We start from the raw sequence: 21,205 nt of genomic DNA, 5'->3' as shown, positions 1-21,205 counted from the left end.
CCTTAACGACGGATCGCCAGACGCTGTTCCAGGTAACGGAGCAGCATGGCAATCAGGTAACAGGCGGCCACATAGAGCGCCGTCGTGACCAGCCAGGTTTCGATGACCCGGTAGCTCTCGACGTTGATCTTGCGGGCGTAGTAAGTCAGTTCGGGCACCGCGATGGCGGCGGCCAGCGAGGTGTCCTTGAACAGCGAAATAAAATTGTTCGACAGCGCCGGCAGCACGTTGCGCAGCATCACCGGCACCGTGATGTAGGCACGGATGCGCCACTCACCCAAGCCGATGGCCAGGCCGGCTTCACGCAAGCCCTTGGGAATGTTCAACAGCCCGGCGCGGAACACTTCAGTCAGATAGGCACCGGCGTACAACGACAAGGTGATGATGAACGACGGGATCTTGTCCAGACGGATGCCCAGGCTGGGCAATGCAAAATAGATCAACAGGATCAGCACGAGGATCGGCGTGTTGCGGATCACCGTCACATACACCGAGGCGAAGAGGCGCAACGCACGGTGCCTGGACAGCATGGCAAACGCCATCATCAGGCCGATCACGCAGCCGATGGCGATCGACAGCAACGCCAGCTCAAGGCCGAGGCCAAGCCCTGCCAGCAAGCTGGGGAAGTCGCGCCACACGGCGGCAAAGTTCAACTGATAGTTCATGGTCGGCAGTACCTGAAACGGGGCGCCATGTGCGGCGCCCGCGGTTTACACATCACTTGAATTCAACCGGGAAACCAATCGCAGGCTCCGGCAGATCTACGCCGAACCATTGCTTGAACGAGGCTTTGTAGGTCGGGAACTCCACGCCGGTCATGGCTTCATGCAGCGCGGTGTTGACGAAGTTCAGCCAGTCCTGGTCGCCACGCTTGACGGCGCACGCATAGGTTTGCGGGCTCCAGGCATAGGCCGGGCTGCGATAGCGACCGGGATTCTGCACCATCAGGTACTTGACCGAAGACTGGTCGGTGGCGGCGGCATCGGCGCGACCGGAGTTCACGGCCTGGTACATCAGGTCGACGCTGTCGTACTGATCGACCTTGGCCTTGGGCAGTGCCTGGTGCACCAACTCTTCGGCATACACGTTTTGCAGCACGGCCACGGTGACGCCGTCGCCGGCGGCCTGCAGGTCTTCGATCTCTTTGTACTTGCTGTTGTTCGGCAACAGCAGGCCCACCCCTTCGCGGTAGTACGGCAAGGTAAAGGCAACCTGCTGCGCACGGCTGGCGGTAACGGTGATGAACTGGCAACTCATGTCGACCTTGTCGGTCAGCAGGTTGGGAATACGGGCGTCGGAGGACTGCACCACAAACTCCACCTTGCTCGGGTCGTTGAACAATCCCTTGGCCACGATGCGGCCGATGTCGATATCAAACCCCTGCAACTTGCCATCCGCTCCCTGGAAGTGCCACGGCGCATTGGTACTGCCTGTACCCACGATCAGATGCCCACGCTTGAGCACATCATCGAGCTTGCTGTCCGCCGCCTGCACCAGGCTTGCGAGGGAAGCCGATGCGGCGAAGAGAAAAACACACGCTTTAAACACGGAAGGTCGGTGATGCATGACAAGCACTCCAGGGATTGTGTATTCCGCTATACCGGAACTTGGTTTGTAACAACGGAATAGACAGCAGAAAGTGTGCCACAGGCGCCAGCAGAAAAATATGAGCGGGATAAAGTCGTTATAAATCAGCGCGCTAATTCAAATAACCATACAAGGCGTTGCGCCAGCATCCAGGGTCACCTTGCTACCCAATGCCCCACCACGCAGTGATTGCTCCAGCAAAGTGCGTCACAAGCGTGTTACCGCGCCCCCTTCGAGTGCGCCCACACCGGTGCAAAAACGCCTGCGCTGGACTAGCCTTGGCAGATTGCCGCCCCACAAGGACCTCACTGATGAAGCTCAGCCTTATTCTGGTTCTGCTCAGCTTTCTGGCCTCCGGCAGCGTTTCAGCCGCCAGCGACCGCCACGAATGCACGCAAGAACTGCAAAAACTCAAGGAAGCCTTCGACACCAACTACACCAGCCAGAACCACCACGGCTATCGCAAGGCCAAGGCCTCTCGGGACAATGAGGAATACCGCAAATGTGCGAGCCAGGCGCGCAAGGAACGCGAGCGACTGGAGCGCGACCGCGGCGCGTGAGGTGCAGGTACCTGTGAAGGTTGACAGTAGACGCGGGAAATCCCTGGGCTTAGCGTTGGTCCGAAAACCATCCGTCGACAGGGACATCATCATGGGAATCGCTAAAGAGGTCATTAACAGCAATGAGGACTATCACTCGATACTGGCCGCGTACGAGACGGTGTTCCTGCTGTTTGTTTCAGCGACCTGCCCAGCGTGCGTGCGTGCCGTGCAGCTTTTCGAGCCCGTCGCCAAAGCCTATGAACACAGGGTGAAGAGCCTGGTGCTTGATACGGCAACCACCCCGCGGCTTGAGCCGGTGACAGGCACCCCGACCCTGGTCACTCATGTGGATGGCAAACTCAAGGAAGTCTTCAAGGGGTTTGGCCCCTGGGAAACCCAGGAGCAAACCATCGAAGCGATATTCAGCCGCTATGCCCAGCCAGGGGCATCAGACGCACCTGCGTGACCCGCCGCTCCTCCACCGCCGCCACCGCCAGGCGCCAGCCTGCATGTTCCAGGCTGTCGCCCACCACCGGCAGGCGGTCGAGCAGGCTCATCACCAGGCCGGCCAGGGTCTGGTAATCCTCGGTGGCCACGGCATTGAAGCCGGTGCGCTGACTGACCTGGCTCAGGGTCAATGCGCCGTTGGCGCGGAAGCCGTTGCCTTCCTCGACGATATCCGGCCCCTCGATTTCGCTGGCATCGGGCAATTCACCGGCAATGGACTCCAGAATGTCGGTCATGCTCAACACGCCCATGAAATCGCCGAACTCGTTGATCACGAAGGCAATGTGGGTGGATTCCTGACGCATCTGCTCCAGAGCGTTGAGGATCGAAAAACTCTCCAGCAGGTTGATCGCACGGCGCGCCAGGCGCTCAAGGTCAGGCTCATGACCGGCCAGGTACTCCTTGAGCAGCTCCTTTTTGTGCACAAAGCCCAGCGGTTCATCCACCGCACCGTGGCGGATCAACGGCAAACGCGAGTAGGACGAATGCATCAGCTTCAGGCGAATCGTCTCGGGATCGTCCGCCAGGTCGATACAGTCGACCTTGGCCCTGGGCGTCATCAACGTGCGGATCGGCCGCTCGGCCAGTTGCAGCACACCGCTGATCATCACGCGCTCGCGCCGATCAAATAACGGCCCCTGGCTGGCGTCGGGCTCGCCCAGCAAGTCAGCCACGTCGTCATCCATGCCTTCCACCGCCAGGCTGCGGCCACCCAACAAGCGCATGACCGCATGCGCGGTACGCTGGCGAACCGGCAGCGTACCTTGCGCCGACTTCTTGCGACGGGCACGGGCAATCTGGTTGAACAGTTCGATCAGGATTGAGAAACCGATCGCCGCATACAGGTAGCCCTTCGGAATATGGAAGCCCAAGCCTTCGGCGGTCAGGGCAAAACCAATCATCATCAAAAAGCCCAGGCACAACATGATCACCGTCGGGTGCGCGTTGACGAAACGGGTCAGCGGCTTGCTCGCCACAATCATCAGGCCGATGGATACGATCACCGCGATCATCATCACGGCCAACTCGTCGACCATGCCCACGGCGGTAATCACCGCATCCAGGGAGAACACCGCGTCGAGCACCACGATCTGCGCCACGATCGGCCAGAACATCGCATAGGCGACATTGCCCAAGCGCTGGGCCACATGGCCCTCCAGCCGCTCGTGCAGTTCCATGGTGGCTTTGAACAACAGGAACACGCCACCAAACAGCATGATCAGGTCACGGCCGGAGAAGCTCTTGTCGAACACCTCGAACAGCGGTTGGGTGAGGGTCACCAACCAGGAAATACTTGCCAGCAGGCCCAGGCGCATCAGCAACGCCAGGGACAAGCCGATCAACCGCGCACGGTCGCGCTGCTCCGGCGGCAACTTGTCGGCCAGGATCGCGATAAACACCAGGTTGTCGATACCCAGCACCAGTTCCAGCACAATCAACGTCAACAGGCCGAGCCAGGCCGTAGGGTCCGCTAACCACTCCATTTATAGAACCTCTTTAGAATTTTTCAGAATGCCGGGCACGGCAATGCGCGGTCGATGGACCGGGACAAGGTTAGCAGGCGCAATACGGTAGGGTTTCAGCTGGAACAGCGGCAATGGTGGTCTTGGGGAAAGACGACTGGGAGGCTCCGAGAGGGTGTTCATGCAGGTCCTGAAATCATAAAAGGACTTGAATCGTACAGCCTGAACACAAATTTCCTACAACGCAAAACTATTACAAAACCTGTCCTCAACGCCGCCCCACCACCCTGTGGGAGGGGGCTTGCTCCCGATGACAGCCTGTCAGTCAACCTATCTACCGACTGATCCGCCGCCATCGGGAACCAGCCGAATCGTCGCACCGCCCCGCCCTCATTCCGATCTTGGTTGAGTCAGCCTTTACGGGTGGCATCATCCAGCGCCAGGATGGTGTGAGCGTTGGTAACCGTCGTTGCCAGCGTGTTGATCACCCCCGAGCGCAACGCACCCAGCGTCGCCGCCGCCTTGGTGTTTTCGCTGGCAATCGCCACCACATCCGGAATGCGGACCAGTTCCTGTACCGTCAAGCCGATCACCCGCCCTTGAATGGCGTTGACCGCCGGCTGGCCATGAATGTCGATGAAGTCATAGCCCATCATGTCCCCGACCGTACCGGACAACCGCGCCTGGGCAATCTCCTGGGGCGAGAACCAGCCCATGCGCACCATATTGCTGTTTTCGCTCATATCGCCAATGCCGATCAACGCGATGTCAGCGCGCCGGGCGCGGTCCAGCGTGGAGCGCACGGTGTCGTTGTTGATCAGTACGCCCCGCAATTCCGGGTTGGCCACCAAGGCAGGGGCATACAGACTTTCGCTTTCGCCACCAAAGCGCAGCGCCAGGCGCCGGCAGATATGGTCAGGGTTCATGTATTCGCCGGCCTTGAGCGAACCACCGATAGCACACACAAATGTGCAGTTGCGCGTCACCGGCAGGAAGACGTTATCGGCCACTGCGCCGACATTGCGCCCCATGCCTACGGCGACGATCATGCCATCGCTCAACGTTTTGTTCAGGTAGTTGGCCACCAGGCTGGCGACTGCCGAGCGCTGGGTGTCGGGGTCGCTATGGTCGACCGCGATCAACGCACGATCCAACTTGAAGCGCTCCACCAACGCCCGCTCCAGTTCGTTGTTCATCGCCGGATGCTGCAAGACGCGCACCTCGACAATACCTTCATCCCGCGCACGCTTGAGCAGGCGGCTGACCTTGGCCCGCGACAGGTCGAAGCGCTTGGCGATGGCTTCCTGAGTGACGTTCTCAAGGTAATAGAGCATCGCCACTTCGGTCATCTGATCGATATCGCTGGCAATGCGCTGGGTACTGTCACTCATGGGGACGGGCTTCCGTTTCGGCGTCAAAGGCGCATTCTCCCGACTCTTGCCCCGTTTAGTCCACTACTGATGCCCATCGCGCTCAATCGCATTGATGCGCTCGACCTTGGCCCCGGAACGCGTCGCTTCGAACTCCGACTCCAGAAATGCCTTGACGATGCTTTTGGCCAACTCCGCACCGATCACTCGCGCACCGATGGACAGTATCTGCGCATCGTTGCTCTTGCGGGCACGCTCCGCCGAGTAGGTATCGTGAGCCTGGGCTGCACGAATGCCCAATACCTTGTTCGCGGAAATGGCCATGCCGATACCGGTGCCGCACACCAGCACACCCAGGCGTTGCTCACCGGCATTAATGGCGTTGGCCACGGCCAGGGCGATATCCGGATACAGCACCGGCGCGGTGGAATGAGTGCCGAAGTCGGTGACCGGATAACCCAGCGTCTCGATATGACGCTTCAACAGCTCCTTGAGCTCGAAACCCGCTTCATCGCATCCGATAGCCACCGGGAAAGGTGTGTTCATGGCGTCTGACTCCGCTGCCGTGTTTATGCTTGTGACTGATCATATGATCACTCAATGAAATTTCTCTCAGTCATTTCGCTTGCATTCACCCCTTCCTGTCAAGCAAGTTCTAACTGACCCGGCAGTCAAAGCGGTCTAAAAAGGCGATATTGCTACTCATGACCAGAATCATGGCTTTTTAATGAAAGAGATTGACTGATCAGAATTTCATTTGATACACATATGATCGCAGCAGAACATGACTGTGCGACCTAATAAGAATTCACAGCACGAGGACACGCCGATGGCTACGCCATTACTGCTCCAGGCTGAACACGTCGCCAAGGCTTATGCCGGGGTGCCTGCCCTGCGTGATGGGCGCCTCTCGCTGCGGGCCGGCAGCGTCCACGCCCTGTGCGGTGGCAATGGCGCAGGCAAATCGACGTTCCTGAGTATCCTGATGGGCATCACCCAACGTGACGCCGGGACCATTCTGCTCAACGGCGCACCGGTGCAGTTCAACCGCCCAGGCGAAGCCTTGGCGGCGGGGATCGCGATGATCACCCAGGAGCTGGAGCCCATCCCCTACATGACCGTCGCCGAAAATATCTGGCTGGGCCGCGAACCGCGCCGCGCCGGCTGTATCGTCGACAGCAAGGCCCTCAACCGTCGCACCCGCGAGCTACTTGAAAGCCTGGAGTTCGACGTCGACGCGACCCAGCCCATGCACCGCCTGAGCGTGGCGCAGATCCAACTGGTGGAAATCGCCAAGGCATTCAGCCATGACTGTCAGGTGATGATCATGGACGAACCCACCTCGGCCATCGGCGAGCGCGAGGCCGAAACCCTGTTCAAGGCGATCCGCCGCCTCACCGCCCGGGGCGCCGGTATCGTGTATGTGTCGCACCGCCTGAGCGAGCTGGCGCAGATCGCCGACGACTACAGCATCTTTCGCGATGGCGCCTTTGTGGAAAGCGGGCGCATGGCGGATATCGATCGCAACCACCTGGTGCGCGGCATCGTCGGCCAGGAACTGACGCGCATCGACCACAAGGTCGGCCGCGAATGCGCCGCCAGCACCTGCCTGCAAGTGGACAACCTGAGTCGCGCCGGCGAATTCCACGACATCAGCCTGCAACTGCGCCAGGGGGAAATCCTCGGTATCTATGGCCTGATGGGGTCGGGGCGCAGTGAATTCCTCAACTGCATCTATGGCCTGACCACACCGGATTCCGGCAGCGTCACCCTGCACGGCAAGCCCATGCCGATCGGCCTGCCCAAGGCCACGATCAATGCCGGCGTATCCCTGGTTACCGAAGACCGTAAAGACAGCGGCCTGGTGCTGACCGGCAGCATTCTTTCCAACATTGCCCTGTCGGCCTACAAGCGCTTGTCGAACTGGTCGTTGATCAATGCGCGCAAGGAAACCCAACTGGCCCGCGACATGGTCAAGCGCCTGCAGATCAAGACCACGTCACTGGACCTGCCGGTGGCCTCCATGAGCGGCGGTAACCAACAGAAAGTCGTGCTCGCCAAATGCCTGTCCACCGAGCCGGTGTGCCTGCTGTGCGATGAACCGACCCGCGGTATCGACGAAGGCGCCAAACAGGAGATCTACCACCTGCTCGACCAGTTCGTGAGGGCCGGCGGCGCGGCCATCGTGGTGTCGTCGGAAGCCCCCGAGTTGCTGCACCTGAGTGATCGCATCGCCGTATTCAAAGGCGGCAGGCTGGTGACCATCAGTACTGACACCGCCCTTTCCCAGGAAGCCTTGTTGAGTCTTGCCTCATGAATGCCAAAACCCTTGCTGCTCCGATTACCGCCGCGCCGCGCAATCGCCTGCGCCTTTCCATCGACCGCTTCGGCCTGCCGCTGGTGTTTATCCTGCTGTGCGGGGTGATGGCATTTTCCAGCGAATACTTCATGACCTGGCGCAACTGGATGGACATCCTGCGCCAGACCTCCATCAACGGCATCCTGGCCGTAGGCATGACCTACGTGATCCTGACCAAGGGCATCGACCTGTCGGTGGGCTCGATCCTGGCCTTCGCCGGGCTGTGCAGCGCCATGGTTGCCACCCAGGGCTACGGCCTGCTGGCCGCCGTGAGCGCAGGGATGTTTGCCGGGGCGATGCTCGGCGTGGTGAACGGCTTCATGGTCGCCAACCTGTCGATCCCGCCCTTCGTGGCAACCTTGGGCATGCTCAGCGTGGCGCGAGGCATGACGTTCATCCTCAATGACGGCAGCCCGATCACCGACCTGCCCGACGCTTACCTGGCCCTGGGCATCGGCAAGATCGGCCCGATAGGTGTGCCGATCATCATCTTTGCCGTGGTCGCGCTGATCTTCTGGATGGTGCTGCGCTACACCACCTACGGCCGTTATGTGTACGCGGTAGGCGGCAACGAAAAGAGCGCACGCACTTCTGGCATTGGCGTACGCAAAGTGATGTTTTCGGTGTACGTGGTTTCGGGCCTGCTTGCCGGGCTGGCCGGCGTGGTGCTGTCGGCCCGCACCACTTCCGCCCTGCCCCAGGCCGGAGTGTCCTATGAGCTGGACGCGATTGCCGCAGTGGTGATCGGCGGCACCAGCCTGTCGGGCGGTACCGGCAGCATTGTCGGCACGCTGTTTGGTGCGCTGTTGATCGGCGTGATCAACAACGGGTTGAACCTGCTCGGCGTGTCCTCCTATTACCAGCAGGTCGCCAAGGGCCTGATCATCGTGTTCGCAGTACTGATTGACGTGTGGCGCAAGAAAAAACCCTAGAGAACGACCCACAACAATAACCGGAGTTCTACTCATGAAACTTGGTACCACCTTGGCCGCCGTGGCGGCCCTCTCCCTGCTCGCCAGCAGTATCACCCTGGCCGCCGAAGGCAAGTCCTACAAGATCGGCGCGGCCGTCTACGGCCTCAAGGGTCAGTTCATGCAGAATTGGGTGCGCGAGCTGAAGGAACACCCGGCCGTCAAGGACGGCACCGTGCAGTTGACCATTTTCGACGGCAACTACGACGCCCTGACCCAGAACAACCAGATCGAAAACATGGTGACCCAGCACTACGACGCCATCCTGTTCGTGCCGATCGACACCAAGGCCGGCGTCGGCACCGTCAAGCAAGCCATGAGCAACGACGTAGTGGTCATCGCGTCCAATACCAAAGTCGCCGATGCCGCCGTCCCTTATGTGGGTAACGACGATGTGGAGGGTGGTCGCCTGCAAGCCCAGGCCATGGTCGACAAGCTCAACGGCAAAGGCAACGTGGTGATCATCCAGGGCCCGATTGGCCAATCGGCGCAAATCGACCGGGAAAAAGGCGAGCTGGAAGTGCTCGGTAAACACCCCGAGATCAAGATCATCGAGAAAAAAACCGCCAACTGGGACCGCGCCCAGGCCCTCGCACTGACCGAAGACTGGTTGAACGCCCACCCCAAAGGCATCAACGGTGTGATCGCGCAGAACGATGACATGGCCCTGGGCGCCGTGCAGGCGCTGAAGTCCCACGGTTTGACCGCCAAAGACGTGCCAGTGACCTCGATTGACGGCATGCCCGATGCGATCCAGGCGGCGAAGAAAGGCGAAGTCACCACCTTCCTCCAGGACGCCCAGGCCCAGTCCCAAGGTGCGCTGGATGTGGCGCTGCGGGCCTTGTCCGGCAAGGACTACAAACCCCAGTCGGTGATCTGGGAGCGCTATGCCAAAGAGCTGAAATGGGCTGAGGGCACGGCCAAGAACTACATCCTGCCGTGGGTGCCGGTGACCGACGCCAACGCCGACGCCCTGTACAGACAAGTCAGCGGCGGCAAATAGCTATTGGCCTGAAACACTGCCCACATTGGATCGTCACAGCGCTCACAAGAGGAGCCATGCATGTCTGGATTCTGGAACCAAGCCTTCGACCTCAGCGGCCGTTGCGCCGTGATCACCGGCGGTGCCGCCGGGATCGGCCTGGCCTGCGCCACCCTGCTGGCCGAACGCGGCGCCCGCGTGGCGCTGCTGGACCGTGACCCGGCGGTCGTGGATGTCGCGGCAAGCCTGGGTGCCGAACATCTGGGTATCGCCGTCGACCTCAGCCGGATCAGCCAGGTGCAACACACCATCGACCAGGTGTTCGAACACTTTCAACGCCTGGATTACTTGATCAACAGCGCCGGCATCGCGCTGCTGGACAAAGCCATCGACGTCAGCGAAAGCGCCTGGGACAGCACCCTGGACATCAACCTGAAAGCCAGTTTTTTCGTGGCCCAGGCCTGCGCCAGGCACATGCTGGCCCAAGGCGCCGGGCGTATCGTCAACCTCGCCTCCCAGGCTGCCGTGATCGGCCTCGACCGCCACGTTGCCTATTGCGCCAGCAAGGCCGCGATCGTGGGCATGACCAAGGTATTGGCCATGGAATGGGCGCCGCAGATCAACGTCAACGCCATCTCCCCGACCATCGTCGAAACCGCCCTGGGCAAGAAAGCCTGGGCCGGTGAAGTGGGTGAGCGAGCCAAACTGCAGATCCCGGCGGGCCGTTTTGCCCAGCCCGAAGAAATCGCCGGGCTGGCGCTGTACCTGCTCAGCGATGCCGCACAGATGATTACCGGCGCCAACATGGTGATCGACGGCGGCTACAGCATTCAGTAATTCTTTTTTGTCGTGAGGTTCTGTCATGTCCACCGCTACCGAACGCACACCTGATCAACTGCACCCGGTCATCCCGAAAACCATGCAGGCCGTGGTCTGCCACGGCCCGGAAGACTATCGCCTGGAAACCGTCGACGTCCCGACGCCTGGCCCCGATGAAATCCTCACCAAAGTCGAGCTGTGCGGTATCTGCATGGGCGACATCAAGACCTATCGCGGCGCGCCGTCGTTCTGGGGCGATGCCGAACAACCGCGCTACGTGAAACCGCCGATGATTCCCGGGCATGAGTTTGTCTGCCGTGTAGTCGCCCTCGGCCCGGGCGCGCAAAAGCGGGGTGTACAGGTCGGCGACCGGGTGATCTCCGAGCAGATCGTGCCCTGCTGGGGCTGCCGCTTCTGCAACCACGGCCAGTACTGGATGTGCCAGAAGCATGACCTCTACGGTTTCCAGAACAATGTCCAGGGTGCGATGGCCCAGTACATGATCTTCACCAAGGAGGGCATCATCCACAAAGTGCCGGAATCCATCGCCCCCGATGAAGCGATCCTGATCGAGCCGCTGGCCTGTTCGCTGCACGCCGCCGAGCGCGCCAATGTCGACCACGACGACGTTGTGGTGGTCGCCGGCGCCGGCACGCTGGGCCTGGGCATCATCGGCGCCGTGCGCCTGCGCAATCCGAAAAGGCTCATCGTGCTGGACATGAAGCCAGAACGCGCCGCCCTCGCCCTGCGCCTGGGCGCCGACGAAGTCTGGAACCCGGCCGAGGTCGACGTCATGGGCAAAATCCGCGAGATCACCGATGGCTACGGCTGCGATATTTACATCGAGGCCACCGGGCACCACAAAGCGGTCAACCAGGGCCTGGCAATGCTGCGCAAACTGGGGCGCTTCGTCGAGTTCAGCGTGTTCAACGACGAAGCCACGGTCGACTGGTCGATCATCGGCGACCGCAAGGAACTCGATATCCTCGGCTCCCACCTGGGGCCTTACATGTACCCGCGCGCCATCGACTTTATTGGTAACCGCAAGATCGACATGCGCGATGTGGTGACCCACACGTTCGCACTCGCGGATTTCAAGGAGGCGTTTGCAGTGATGGAGCGCGGAGACAAGTCGCTCAAGGTTGTGCTCAAACCTTAGGCGCACCACCTGGGAGCAAGCCGCTCCACACTGGATTGTTGTCGTCCAACAGAACAAGAACACAGGAACCCGCGTTATGAATCGAGTCATCAACGATCCGGACCAAGTGGTCGAGGACATGCTGCGCGGCATCCTGGTCGCGCACCCCGAGTTGCGCCAGTACGAGACCAACCCTCGGGTCATCACCAAAGCCAGGCCCTCCGGCCAGGGCCGCGTAGGCATTGTCACCGGCGGCGGCTCAGGCCATGAACCGGCGTTTCTCGGCTATGTCGGCCCGGGCCTGGTGGACGCGGTAGCCGTCGGCGAAATTTTTTCGTCACCCACCGCCAAAAGCTTTTTCGATGCCTTCCGCGCCGCCGATCATGGCGCGGGCGTGGCCTGCCTGTATGGCAACTATGCCGGCGACAATATGAACGTGAAGCTGGCGATGAAAATGGCGGCCAGCAAAGACATGCGCATCCGCACGGTGGTCGCCAACGATGACGTGGCCTCCGCGCCGAAGGCCGATATCGCCAAGCGCCGAGGGGTGGCTGGGGAAATTTTCATGTGGAAGGTCGGCGGTGCCGCTGCAGCGCAGCATTACGACCTGGACGGGGTCATACGGGTCGCGCAAAAAACCGTCGATCATTGCCGCTCGATCGGCATCGGCCTCACCCCCTGCACCATTGCCGCCGTCGGCAAGCCGAACTTCCAGATCCCCGACGGCCAGATGGAATTGGGCATCGGCCATCATGGCGAGCCGGGCATCGAAGTGGTCGCCATCGAACCGGCAGCCGCGATGGCTGAACGCATGCTCGCGCCAATCCTCGCCGACCGCGATTTCAGCCAGGACGACAGCGTGGTGGTATTGGTTTCAGGCCTGGGGGCCACGCCGCTGATGGAACTGTATGTGTTCTACGCCGAAGTGGAGCGTCAGCTCAGCGCCAAGGGCTTGAAGATTCACCGTTGCTACGTCGGAAACTACTTCACCTCCCTGGAGATGATGGGCGTGACCTTGACCCTGCTCGGCCTGGACGCAGAGCTGAAAACCCTGATCGATCATCCCTGCCGTTCCATCGGCATGACCCAGGCGGAGTGAACCATGAGCCAGCATTTTTCCACCCACGACGGCAGCGCCATCGTTGCCGACCTGGTCAGCGTGATCGTCGCCAACCGTGAATACTTGAGCGAAGTGGACGGCGCCATCGGCGATGGCGACCACGGCATCAACATGGCCAAAGGGTTCGCCCATTGCGGGCGCACAATCGAGGGCCGCCAACTGACGCTGGCCGAAGCCCTGGATGAACTGACCCTGAGCCTGATGGAAGGCATCGGCGGCTCCATGGGCCCGTTGTACGGCAGCCTGTTTATCGGCATGGCCGACGAGGTACGCAGCTGTGATGACATCGACGCCACCACCTTCGCCCACTTGCTGCGCGGCGGCTTGACCTCGCTGCAGGACATTACCGAAGCCGGCGTGGGCGACAAGTGCTTGATGGATACGCTGATCCCGGCGGTCGAAGCCTTTGAGGGCGCGCATGCCGGCGGCGCGTCCTTCCATGATGCGTTGGAGGCGATGAAAAGCGCTGCGTCACGCGGCCGCGATTCGACCAAGGACCTGGTGGCGAAAATCGGCCGCGCCAGTCGCCTGGGCGAGCGTTCCCTGGGGGTGCTGGACGCGGGCGCGGTGTCGTGCTGCCTGATCCTCACGCGCCTGGCCGACTCGGTACAACCGCGACTGATTGCTTGATGTGCTCCAGGTAGCGCACCACCGCCGGCGCTTGCTCAAAGCGCCGGTGAATCAACGACAACCATGACGAGGCTTCGCATCCCTGAATCGTGCGGTACACCACGCCCGGCAAACTCACATGCCCCACCATGGACGCCGGTACCACCGCCACGCCCTGCCCCAATGACACCAGCGCCACCACCGCGACCAAACCACCCGGTTGCGGCCCCAGGCGTGGCGCATAGCCACCTTGTGCGGCCACGTGCAGGGTGCCGCTGATCTGTTCCGGCAGGATAAACGTCTCATTCTGCAAGTGTTCGCAGCCGATGGCTTTGAGCCCGAGCAGCCAGGAATCCTGCGGCAGCGCGAGCACGAAGCCCTCACTGTCCAGGCGTACCGCCTCCACGCCATCGGGCAAGTTCATGGGTGAGCGGATGTAGCCGATGTCATACCGCCCATCCGCCACCGCATTGGCCAAGGTCGCCATCGCGCATTCGCGCACGTTCACGCTCACGTCGGGAAACGCCTGGCTGAACCCCTGCATTTGCCGTTGCAGCAAACCGCAGTACAGCGCCGAAGCCACGTAACCCAACTCGATATGCCCGATCTCCCCACGACCGGCGCGCTGGGCATTGCGTTGGGCGAACTCGAATTGCCACACCGTGGCCTCGGCTTCAATCAGCAAGGCGGCGCCCGCTTCGGTGAGGCTGACCTCGCGCTGCCGGCGGATGAACAAACGTGTGCCCAGGCTGTTTTCCATGTCCTGGATCTGCCGGCTCAGGGTCGGCGGCGCGATGCCTAACTGCTCGGCCGCGCGGCTGAAGTTGCGGTGCCGGGCAACGGCCAGAAAGTAACGGAAATGGCGTAGTTCCATAGAGGATTAGCTCAAAGGTAATGAAGTGCTTCGCAGCGGCTAACAGAGACGTTACCGGCCAAGGATAAGCTCATACCACTTCAACACTAGAGAGCCCTCGCGATGTCCGTCAATTGTCTTTTCAGGATTGCCTGCAAGGTAATTCAACCATGAACCCGGCCAGCCCACGCCTGACGCTGCTGACCGCCTCCGGTGTCTGTTCGTTGATCGTGCTGGATACCAATATCGTCGCGGTGACATTGCCAAGCATCGCCCGCGACCTGGGCGCCAATTTTGCCGATATCGAATGGGTGGTCAGCGCCTATATGCTCGCGTTCGCCGCCTTGTTACTGCCGGCCGGCAGCATTGCCGATCGCTTTGGCCGCAAGAAATCGCTGATCTGGGGGTTGAGCATTTTCATCCTGGCGTCCCTGGGCTGTGGTGCTGCGCCGAACGCGTTGTTGCTCGATATCGCCCGTGCCGTCAAAGGGGTCGGCGCGGCCCTGCTGTTGACCTCGGCACTGGCGTCCATCGGCCACACCTTCCACGATGAAGTGGAGCGTGCCAAAGCCTGGGCGTTCTGGGGCGCCTGCATGGGCGTGGCGATGACCGCCGCGCCGACCCTCGGCGGCCTGATTACCCACTATCTGGGCTGGCGCTGGATCTTCTACCTCAACCTGCCCGTGGGCCTGACACTGATGAGCCTGGCGCTGCGCGCGATTCCTGAATCACGCGACACCCAGTCGGCGCGCCTCGACCCATGGGGCAGTCTGGCCTTCAGCGCAAGCTTGCTGTGCCTGATCTGGGGCTTGATTGAGGCCAATCGCATTGGCTGGGACAACCCGCTGACCTACGCGCGTCTGGTCGGTGGCGCGCTGTTGCTGGGCGTGTTTGTGTGGGTCGAGCGCCTACAACAACGGCCGATGGTGGATTTGCAACTGTTGCGCCACCCGCGCTTTATCGGCGCGCTGTTGGGGATGTTTGCCTACGCCGGTTGCGCCCAGGTGATGATGACGCTGCTGCCGTTCTACCTGCAAAACGGCTTGGGCTTTTCCGCGATTGCCTCGGGGCTGGGCATGCTGCCGTTTGCTTTGACCATGCTCATCTGCCCCCGGATCGGCGCCCGCCTGGCTGGACGCTTTGCACCCGCGACGATGATGGCCGCCGGCTTGACCCTGGTGGGCTGCGGCAACTTGCTGAGTGCCTGGGCCGTGAACGTCGGCGGCTATCTGCCCTTCGCCCTGGCGATTGCCGTCACCGGTGCCGGTGCGGGGCTGCTCAATGGCGATACACAGAAAAACATCATGGCCTGCGTGCCACGCGACCGCGCCGGGATGGCGTCGGGCATGAGCACCACCATGCGTTTCAGCGCGATCATGCTGGCCATCGGCGTGTATGGGGCGTTGTTAAGCAGCCAAAGCGAGCGGTTGCTCAGTGCGAGTCTTGACGCTCGGTGGCAGGCCCAGGTGGCGGCTATTGCCTCGCGCGTCGTGGCCGGGGATATGCCGGCGGCGATGGGCTTGTTGCCGCCATCGGCACGGGCGGGCGTGCAACCGCTGGCGCAACAGGCGTTTGTGGGTGGGTTCGGCGGGGTATTGTGGGTGGCCGGATTGTTGGGGTTGCTGGGGGCGTTGGTGGTGGGGATCTTGATGAGCAAACCCATTCCGGCAGCCACCCCATCGCCACTGCCGACCCGCTGATTCCAACACCACACAACAAATGTGGGAGGGGGCTTGCTCCCGATAGCGGTGGTTCAGTCCATACAGTTATCGACTGTCACATCGCCATCGGGAGCAAGCCCCCTCCCACAAGGGATCAGCCTACAGGCCCAGCGTCAGTTACCAGAACCGCTGCTGGGTCAGCCGGTTCCACCAAGTCAGCAACACGCGGTCAACCGAGCCGCTGGCGGCCAGGCCCACGCGTTCCTGCAGGCTTTTACGCTCGGCATAATGCAGGTGGAACACCTCGGCGGTCTTGGCCTTGTTCGCCAGGTATTCGTCGCTGGTCTGCAGTTCATCGACCAGTTGTTTGTCGAGGGCGGCAACCCCCAACCACACTTCGCCGGTCGCCACGTCGTCGATCGCCAGCTGTGGGCGGTAGCGCGAAACGAAGTTCTTGAACAACTGATGGGTGATGTCCAGGTCCTCCTGGAACTTCTCGCGGCCCTTCTCGGTGTTTTCGCCAAACACCGTCAAGGTGCGCTTGTACTCGCCGGCGGTCAGCACTTCGAAGTCGATATCGTGCTTCTTGAGCAGGCGATTGACGTTGGGCAGTTGCGCCACCACGCCAATGGAGCCGAGGATGGCGAACGGTGCGCTGATAATCTTCTCGCCGATGCACGCCATCATGTAGCCGCCGCTGGCCGCCACTTTGTCGATGCACACGGTCAACGGCACGCCCGCCTGGCGGATACGCGCCAGTTGCGATGACGCCAGGCCATAGCTGTGCACCATGCCGCCGCCGCTTTCCAGGCGCAGCACCACCTCGTCCTTGGGCGTGGCCAGGCTCAGCAACGCGGTGATTTCATTGCGCAGGCTCTCGGTGGCCGAGGCCTTGATATCGCCGTCGAAATCCAGCACAAACACCCGCGGCTTGGCCTCGGGTTTCTTCTTGCTGTTTTTCTTTTCGGTTTTGCTTTCGGCTTTGCGCAGGGCCTTGAGCTGCTCTTTGTCGAGCAGGCTCGACTCCAGGCGCTCACGCAGGCCCTTGTAGAAATCGTTGAGCTTGCTGACCTGCAATTGGCCGGCGGACTTGCGACGGCCTTTGTTGCGCAGCGCCGCGAAACTGATCAGTACCACCAGGATGGCGACCACCAGGGTGACGGTCTTTGCCAGGAAACTCGCGTATTCAGCCAGAAAATCCATGTCGCTCCTTATAAGGACAATTTAAATGGATGTGCGCCAGGCGCAGATGCCCCAGCATACCGGCGGCACCGCCTTCGGACCAGTGCTCAAACCGCCAGCAATACCGCTCTAACGCGCTTTTAAAACAAGCGTATGTTTTTTCATTGACAGCTCGCGGGCATCCTCATAACCTCGCCAGACTTTCAACGTACCGGGAAAACGGACGTGGGCAGCATCTACCTGATTCGACATGGCCAAGCCTCCTTCGGTGCAGACGACTACGACGTGCTGTCGCCCGTCGGTGTGGAGCAAGCGCAAGTGCTCGGTCGCCACCTGGCCGACCTCGGCCTGGCATTCGACCGCTGCATCGCCGGCGACCTGCGTCGCCAGCAGCACACCGCCCGCGCTACCTTCGATCAGTACACGGCTCTGGGCCTTGCGGTGCCACCGCTTGAAGTCGACAGTGCCTTCAACGAGTTCGACGCCGAGGCGATCATCCGCGCCCTGCTCCCCGACCTGCTCGGCACCGAGCCCCACGCCCTGGAGATCCTGCGCAATGCTGCGCAGAACCGCAGCGAATTCCAGCGAATTTTCGCGCTGATCATCGAGCGTTGGCTGGCCGGCACCTACGACCCGCCCGGGCTGGAAAGTTGGCTGGGGTTTGTCGAGCGCGTCCAGGGTGGCCTGCAGCGCATCCTCGAGGCGGCAGACAACACCCACAAGATCGCCGTGTTTACCTCCGGCGGCACCATCACCGCCCTGCTCCACCTGATTACCCGGATGCCTGCCGCCCAGGCCTTCGAACTGAACTGGCAAATTGTTAACACCTCGCTCAACCAGCTGAAATTCCGCGGTCGCGAGGTGGCACTGGCTTCCTTCAACAGTCATACCCACTTGCAATTGTTGAAGGCGCCGCAGCTCATCACTTTCCGATGAACTGCGGCCAACCGTGACCCCAAGGTCACTGGACTCACCCTAAAGGATCGAAACCATGACTGACGTAGCTAAAGCCGTAGAAGCAATGAAAGCCAAATTCAACCCAGCTGCCGCCGACGGCCTGGACCTGGTCTTCGGTTTCCGTATCGATGACACCCAGAACTTCTCGCTGGTGGTTAAAAACAACACCTGTGAACTGCTGGAAGGCGAAAACCCGGACGCCCAAGTGACCCTGGTCATGGACGGCGAGACCATGAAAGGCATCGTCGACGGCTCCACCGACGGCATGCAGGCGTTCATGGGCGGCAAACTGCGCACTGAAGGCGACATGATGCTGGCCATGAAGCTGAGCGAACTGTTCCCAGCCTGAGTGCACTGAAACGCCAATGGTGGGAGGGGGCTTGCTCCCTCCCACATTCAGTTGCGGTTCGGCTGTAGCAACAACGCCACCAACGCACTCCATCCCGTTTGATGGGATGCGCCCAACCCCCGTCCGGTTTCCCCATGGAAATACTCATGGAACAACACCAGATCCCGGCTGGCCGGATCTGCCTCCAACTGCGCATACCCCGCCATCGAAGGCCGCAGGCCATTTTCATCGCGCAGGAATAAACCCGTCAGACGCTGGCTCAGGCTGTCGGCGACGTCCTCCAGGGAAGACAGATAACCACTCCCCGTCGGGTACTCCACCGAAAAATTATCCGCGTAGTAACGATGAAACTCGCGCAGCGACTCAATCAGCATGTAGTTCACCGGCATCCACAGCGGCCCCCGCCAGTTGGAGTTGCCGCCGTAAAGGCGTGAGTCGGATTCAGCAGGCTGGTAGCGCGCACACAGGGTGTCGCCATTCATTTTCAGCGCCAACGGCTGCTCGGCAAATGCCTTGGACAGAGAGCGCACGCCAAACGCCGAAAGGAACTCATCGCCCTCCAACATGCGCCGCAGCAGGTCCTTGGTGCGCTCACCGCGCAACAGCGCCAGCAACAGGCGATTGCCCTGCCCCGGTTCGTTCCAGCGTGACACCAGCTTGGCCAGGTCTGGCCGGTGCTTCATGAACCCCAACAGACGTTCACGCAAGCCCGGCAAGCCTTCGTGCTCACGCTGCTCCAGCACCAGCACTGCAAACAGCGGCATCAGGCCGACGATGGAACGCAGGCGCACCGGTTCATTCTGGCCGTCGGGGCGGTGCAGCACGTCGTAGAAAAACCGGTCCTGCTCATCCCACAAGCCTTCGGCACTGTCGTCGACGCGATTGATCGCGCCGGCGATATACAGGAAGTGCTCGAAAAACTTCACGGCGATGTCCACGTACACCGCGTTGCGCTTGGCCAGCTCCAGGCCGATGCGCATCAGGTCCAGAGCATAGGCGGCTACCCAGGCCGTGCCGTCGGCCTGATCCAACTGGTAACCCGGCGGCAGCGCCGCCGAGCGGTCGAACAACGCAATGTTGTCCAGGCCGAGGAAGCCGCCCTGGAACAGGTTGCGCCCTTCGGCGTCCTTGCGGTTGACCCACCAGGAAAAATTCAACAGCAGCTTGTGGAATATCCGCTCAAGAAAGTCCATGTCGCCCACGCCGTTGAGCGCTTTGTCCTGCTGATACACCCGCCAGCTGGCCCAGGCGTGTACCGGCGGGTTGGCGTCGTCAAAACGCCATTCATAAGCCGGCAATTGGCCGTTGGGGTGCATGAAGCGGTCTTTCACCAGCAACAGCAGCTGTTGCTTGGCATACCCTGGGTCGATCAGTGCGATCGCCACCGCCTGGAAGCCCTGGTCCCAGGAGGCGTACCACGGGTATTCCCAAGTATCGGGCATGGTCAGGATGTCGAAGTTGGACAGGTGCCGCCAATGGGTATTGCGGATATGCAGGCGCTCAGGCGGTGGCGCGGGCTGGGCCGGGTCGCCGTCGAGCCATTGGTTCACGTCAAAATAATAGAGTTGCTTGGACCACAGCAGGCCGGCCAGTGCCTGGCGTTGCACATTACGCGCATCCTCATCGGCAATGCCCTGCTGCAAGGCCGCGTAGAAATCATCCGCCTCCTGGCGACGCTGTTCGAAGAGCTTGCGCGCATTCAGCTCAGGCGCATCGGTGGAGGCAAAGCGCAAGTACAGGGTCTTGCTTTCCAGGCCCGCCAGTTCGAGGACAAAGCGCGCCGCGACCTTGGTGCCGCGGTCGCGGCGAATCGCCGATTGCACCGCACCCACCACGTAATCGTTGATGCCATCCTTGAACGGCCCCAAGGCTGCCAGCCCATCCAGCTTGGGGAAGTTGGTCTCGTTTTCGCAAAACAGCCATTCGACACCCTCCTGCCCCCACGCGCTGAGATGGCGATCGGGCAGCTCAGGGTGACGGGCCAGCACCTGCTCGCCGCTGAGGGTCAGGCTTGGCTTGGGCGCGTCGTAGGTCCAGCTCCAGTCATTGCGCGCCCAGAGCTGGGGCAGTACCTGCAAGCGCGTCGGTTGGTCCGAGCGGTTGTGCACGGTGATGCGCATGCAGATATCGTCGGGTTGATGCTTGGCGTATTCGACACTGACATCGCAGTAGCGGTTGTCTTCGAATACCCCAGTGTCGAGCACTTCATACTCGGCGGCGTCCAGACCGCGCCGGGCGTTTTCGTTGAGCAAATCTTCATAGGGAAAGGCGGCATGCGGGTATTTGTAGAGCATGCGCATGTAGGCATGGCTCGGTACGCCGTCGACGAAGAAGTACAGCTCCTTGACGTCTTCACCGTGGTTGCCCTCGGCATTGTTCAGGCCGAACAGGCGCTCCTTGATGATCGCGTCGCGCTCGTTCCACAGGGCCAGGCCCAGGCACCAGCGTTGCGCCTTGTCACTGAAACCGGCCAGGCCGTCTTCACCCCAGCGATAGGCCCGGCTGCGGGCGTGCTCGTGGGGAAAGTAGGCCCACGCGTCGCCGTCGGCGCTGTAGTCTTCGCGCACGGTGCCCCATTGGCGTTCACTCAGATAAGGCCCCCATTCGCGCCAGCGCTCGGCGTCTTGAGCCGCCAGGCGCCGGCCTTCCAGGGTTTCAAGGATGTGGGTTGCGGGCTTGGCCGTCATCGAGTCCTCCATCACTGACACAGTGAGGGGCAGTGTAGAGCCCCGCCGT

General features: G+C 61.3%; 20 protein-coding genes. 12 read left to right on the top strand and 8 right to left on the bottom strand.

What is annotated here, in order from left to right:
* Positions 1 to 2 precede the first annotated feature (2 nt).
* On the bottom strand, positions 3 to 665 hold the full coding sequence (locus DK870_RS23285) for an amino acid ABC transporter permease (protein WP_060752560.1): 663 nt from the start codon (positions 663 to 665) through the stop codon (positions 3 to 5).
* 52 nt (positions 666 to 717) lie between these two features.
* Positions 718 to 1,566 (bottom strand): transporter substrate-binding domain-containing protein, encoded by an 849-nt coding sequence (locus tag DK870_RS23280; protein ID WP_060752559.1) that lies wholly within the window; start codon positions 1,564 to 1,566, stop codon positions 718 to 720.
* Between the two features lie 332 nt (positions 1,567 to 1,898).
* Between DK870_RS23280 and DK870_RS23275 the strand changes: the two genes are divergently transcribed.
* On the top strand, positions 1,899 to 2,147 hold the full coding sequence (locus DK870_RS23275; RefSeq protein WP_161549791.1) for a hypothetical protein: 249 nt from the start codon (positions 1,899 to 1,901) through the stop codon (positions 2,145 to 2,147).
* Positions 2,148 to 2,238: 91 nt separating this feature from the next.
* Positions 2,239 to 2,595: a thioredoxin family protein gene (locus DK870_RS23270; protein WP_060752760.1), complete on the top strand. Its 357-nt coding sequence runs from the start codon at positions 2,239 to 2,241 to the stop codon at positions 2,593 to 2,595.
* Here the strand turns inward: DK870_RS23270 and DK870_RS23265 are convergent.
* The 3 genes from DK870_RS23265 to rpiB form a co-directional block, all read right to left on the bottom strand.
* A complete protein-coding gene (locus DK870_RS23265) occupies positions 2,552 to 4,120 on the bottom strand; it encodes a TerC family protein (RefSeq protein WP_161549790.1) in 1,569 nt (522 codons plus the stop codon). The two genes, DK870_RS23270 and DK870_RS23265, sit on opposite strands and share 44 nt — an antisense overlap.
* Before the next feature lie 389 nt (positions 4,121 to 4,509).
* Positions 4,510 to 5,490 carry a sugar-binding transcriptional regulator gene (locus DK870_RS23260; protein ID WP_060752556.1) on the bottom strand — a complete coding sequence of 327 codons (981 nt, stop codon included), beginning with the start codon at positions 5,488 to 5,490 and terminating at the stop codon, positions 4,510 to 4,512.
* A gap of 63 nt (positions 5,491 to 5,553) precedes the next feature.
* Entirely contained in the window at positions 5,554 to 6,015 is a 462-nt protein-coding gene (gene rpiB, locus DK870_RS23255; protein WP_161549789.1) for a ribose 5-phosphate isomerase B, read from the bottom strand.
* Between the two features lie 283 nt (positions 6,016 to 6,298).
* On the opposite strand from rpiB, the gene DK870_RS23250 reads away from it, so the two are divergent.
* From DK870_RS23250 to dhaL, 7 genes are all read left to right on the top strand, one after another.
* The gene (locus DK870_RS23250) at positions 6,299 to 7,786 is read left to right on the top strand and encodes a sugar ABC transporter ATP-binding protein (protein ID WP_161549788.1); all 1,488 of its coding nucleotides are present in this window, start codon (positions 6,299 to 6,301) and stop codon (positions 7,784 to 7,786) included.
* The gene (locus tag DK870_RS23245; RefSeq protein ID WP_090370553.1) at positions 7,783 to 8,760 is read left to right on the top strand and encodes an ABC transporter permease; all 978 of its coding nucleotides are present in this window, start codon (positions 7,783 to 7,785) and stop codon (positions 8,758 to 8,760) included. The genes DK870_RS23250 and DK870_RS23245 overlap by 4 nt, the downstream gene beginning before the upstream one ends.
* A gap of 34 nt (positions 8,761 to 8,794) precedes the next feature.
* Positions 8,795 to 9,802, top strand: a complete 1,008-nt coding sequence (locus DK870_RS23240) for a substrate-binding domain-containing protein (RefSeq protein ID WP_161549787.1) — start codon at positions 8,795 to 8,797, stop codon at positions 9,800 to 9,802.
* A 60-nt stretch (positions 9,803 to 9,862) separates the two neighbouring features.
* Positions 9,863 to 10,618: an SDR family oxidoreductase gene (locus tag DK870_RS23235; protein ID WP_090370549.1), complete on the top strand. Its 756-nt coding sequence runs from the start codon at positions 9,863 to 9,865 to the stop codon at positions 10,616 to 10,618.
* A 25-nt stretch (positions 10,619 to 10,643) separates the two neighbouring features.
* Positions 10,644 to 11,759, top strand: a complete 1,116-nt coding sequence (locus DK870_RS23230; protein ID WP_090370548.1) for an alcohol dehydrogenase catalytic domain-containing protein — start codon at positions 10,644 to 10,646, stop codon at positions 11,757 to 11,759.
* A gap of 76 nt (positions 11,760 to 11,835) precedes the next feature.
* Positions 11,836 to 12,837, top strand: coding sequence for a dihydroxyacetone kinase subunit DhaK (locus DK870_RS23225; RefSeq protein WP_090370547.1), 1,002 nt, complete (start codon positions 11,836 to 11,838; stop codon positions 12,835 to 12,837).
* Positions 12,838 to 12,840: 3 nt separating this feature from the next.
* The gene (gene dhaL, locus DK870_RS23220) at positions 12,841 to 13,488 is read left to right on the top strand and encodes a dihydroxyacetone kinase subunit DhaL (RefSeq protein WP_060752548.1); all 648 of its coding nucleotides are present in this window, start codon (positions 12,841 to 12,843) and stop codon (positions 13,486 to 13,488) included.
* On the opposite strand, the gene DK870_RS23215 is transcribed toward dhaL, so the two are convergent.
* The gene (locus tag DK870_RS23215; protein WP_161549786.1) at positions 13,445 to 14,341 is read right to left on the bottom strand and encodes a LysR family transcriptional regulator; all 897 of its coding nucleotides are present in this window, start codon (positions 14,339 to 14,341) and stop codon (positions 13,445 to 13,447) included. The genes dhaL and DK870_RS23215 overlap by 44 nt on opposite strands.
* Before the next feature lie 149 nt (positions 14,342 to 14,490).
* On the opposite strand from DK870_RS23215, the gene DK870_RS23210 reads away from it, so the two are divergent.
* Positions 14,491 to 16,020, top strand: coding sequence for an MFS transporter (locus tag DK870_RS23210; RefSeq protein WP_161549785.1), 1,530 nt, complete (start codon positions 14,491 to 14,493; stop codon positions 16,018 to 16,020).
* 138 nt (positions 16,021 to 16,158) lie between these two features.
* Here the strand turns inward: DK870_RS23210 and sohB are convergent, their stop codons facing one another.
* Positions 16,159 to 17,184, bottom strand: coding sequence for a protease SohB (gene sohB, locus DK870_RS23205; protein ID WP_060752545.1), 1,026 nt, complete (start codon positions 17,182 to 17,184; stop codon positions 16,159 to 16,161).
* 204 nt (positions 17,185 to 17,388) lie between these two features.
* On the opposite strand from sohB, the gene DK870_RS23200 reads away from it, so the two are divergent.
* Positions 17,389 to 18,099, top strand: a complete 711-nt coding sequence (locus DK870_RS23200; protein WP_090370542.1) for a histidine phosphatase family protein — start codon at positions 17,389 to 17,391, stop codon at positions 18,097 to 18,099.
* A gap of 55 nt (positions 18,100 to 18,154) precedes the next feature.
* Entirely contained in the window at positions 18,155 to 18,469 is a 315-nt protein-coding gene (locus DK870_RS23195; RefSeq protein WP_003215671.1) for an SCP2 sterol-binding domain-containing protein, read from the top strand.
* Between the two features lie 47 nt (positions 18,470 to 18,516).
* On the opposite strand, the gene DK870_RS23190 is transcribed toward DK870_RS23195, so the two are convergent.
* Positions 18,517 to 21,156 (bottom strand): glucosidase, encoded by a 2,640-nt coding sequence (locus DK870_RS23190; RefSeq protein WP_161549784.1) that lies wholly within the window; start codon positions 21,154 to 21,156, stop codon positions 18,517 to 18,519.
* Positions 21,157 to 21,205: the final 49 nt, after the last annotated feature.

It is taken from the genome of Pseudomonas sp. Q1 (assembly GCF_009935975.1).
In the GTDB taxonomy this organism is placed as follows: Bacteria; Pseudomonadota; Gammaproteobacteria; order Pseudomonadales; family Pseudomonadaceae; genus Aquipseudomonas; species Aquipseudomonas palleroniana.
The sequence above is the reverse complement of the archived record's forward strand: the minus strand, read 5'-3'. Positions and strand labels throughout refer to the sequence as shown.

Coding starts and splice junctions, on each gene's coding strand:
- DK870_RS23285 (WP_060752560.1), bottom strand. CDS start 665: ATGAACTATCAGTTGAACTTTGCCGCCGTGTGGCGCGACTTCCCCAGC.
- DK870_RS23280 (WP_060752559.1), bottom strand. CDS start 1,566: ATGCATCACCGACCTTCCGTGTTTAAAGCGTGTGTTTTTCTCTTCGCC.
- DK870_RS23275 (WP_161549791.1), top strand. CDS start 1,899: ATGAAGCTCAGCCTTATTCTGGTTCTGCTCAGCTTTCTGGCCTCCGGC.
- DK870_RS23270 (WP_060752760.1), top strand. CDS start 2,239: ATGGGAATCGCTAAAGAGGTCATTAACAGCAATGAGGACTATCACTCG.
- DK870_RS23265 (WP_161549790.1), bottom strand. CDS start 4,120: ATGGAGTGGTTAGCGGACCCTACGGCCTGGCTCGGCCTGTTGACGTTG.
- DK870_RS23260 (WP_060752556.1), bottom strand. CDS start 5,490: ATGAGTGACAGTACCCAGCGCATTGCCAGCGATATCGATCAGATGACC.
- rpiB (WP_161549789.1), bottom strand. CDS start 6,015: ATGAACACACCTTTCCCGGTGGCTATCGGATGCGATGAAGCGGGTTTC.
- DK870_RS23250 (WP_161549788.1), top strand. CDS start 6,299: ATGGCTACGCCATTACTGCTCCAGGCTGAACACGTCGCCAAGGCTTAT.
- DK870_RS23245 (WP_090370553.1), top strand. CDS start 7,783: ATGAATGCCAAAACCCTTGCTGCTCCGATTACCGCCGCGCCGCGCAAT.
- DK870_RS23240 (WP_161549787.1), top strand. CDS start 8,795: ATGAAACTTGGTACCACCTTGGCCGCCGTGGCGGCCCTCTCCCTGCTC.
- DK870_RS23235 (WP_090370549.1), top strand. CDS start 9,863: ATGTCTGGATTCTGGAACCAAGCCTTCGACCTCAGCGGCCGTTGCGCC.
- DK870_RS23230 (WP_090370548.1), top strand. CDS start 10,644: ATGTCCACCGCTACCGAACGCACACCTGATCAACTGCACCCGGTCATC.
- DK870_RS23225 (WP_090370547.1), top strand. CDS start 11,836: ATGAATCGAGTCATCAACGATCCGGACCAAGTGGTCGAGGACATGCTG.
- dhaL (WP_060752548.1), top strand. CDS start 12,841: ATGAGCCAGCATTTTTCCACCCACGACGGCAGCGCCATCGTTGCCGAC.
- DK870_RS23215 (WP_161549786.1), bottom strand. CDS start 14,341: ATGGAACTACGCCATTTCCGTTACTTTCTGGCCGTTGCCCGGCACCGC.
- DK870_RS23210 (WP_161549785.1), top strand. CDS start 14,491: ATGAACCCGGCCAGCCCACGCCTGACGCTGCTGACCGCCTCCGGTGTC.
- sohB (WP_060752545.1), bottom strand. CDS start 17,184: ATGGATTTTCTGGCTGAATACGCGAGTTTCCTGGCAAAGACCGTCACC.
- DK870_RS23195 (WP_003215671.1), top strand. CDS start 18,155: ATGACTGACGTAGCTAAAGCCGTAGAAGCAATGAAAGCCAAATTCAAC.
- DK870_RS23190 (WP_161549784.1), bottom strand. CDS start 21,156: ATGACGGCCAAGCCCGCAACCCACATCCTTGAAACCCTGGAAGGCCGG.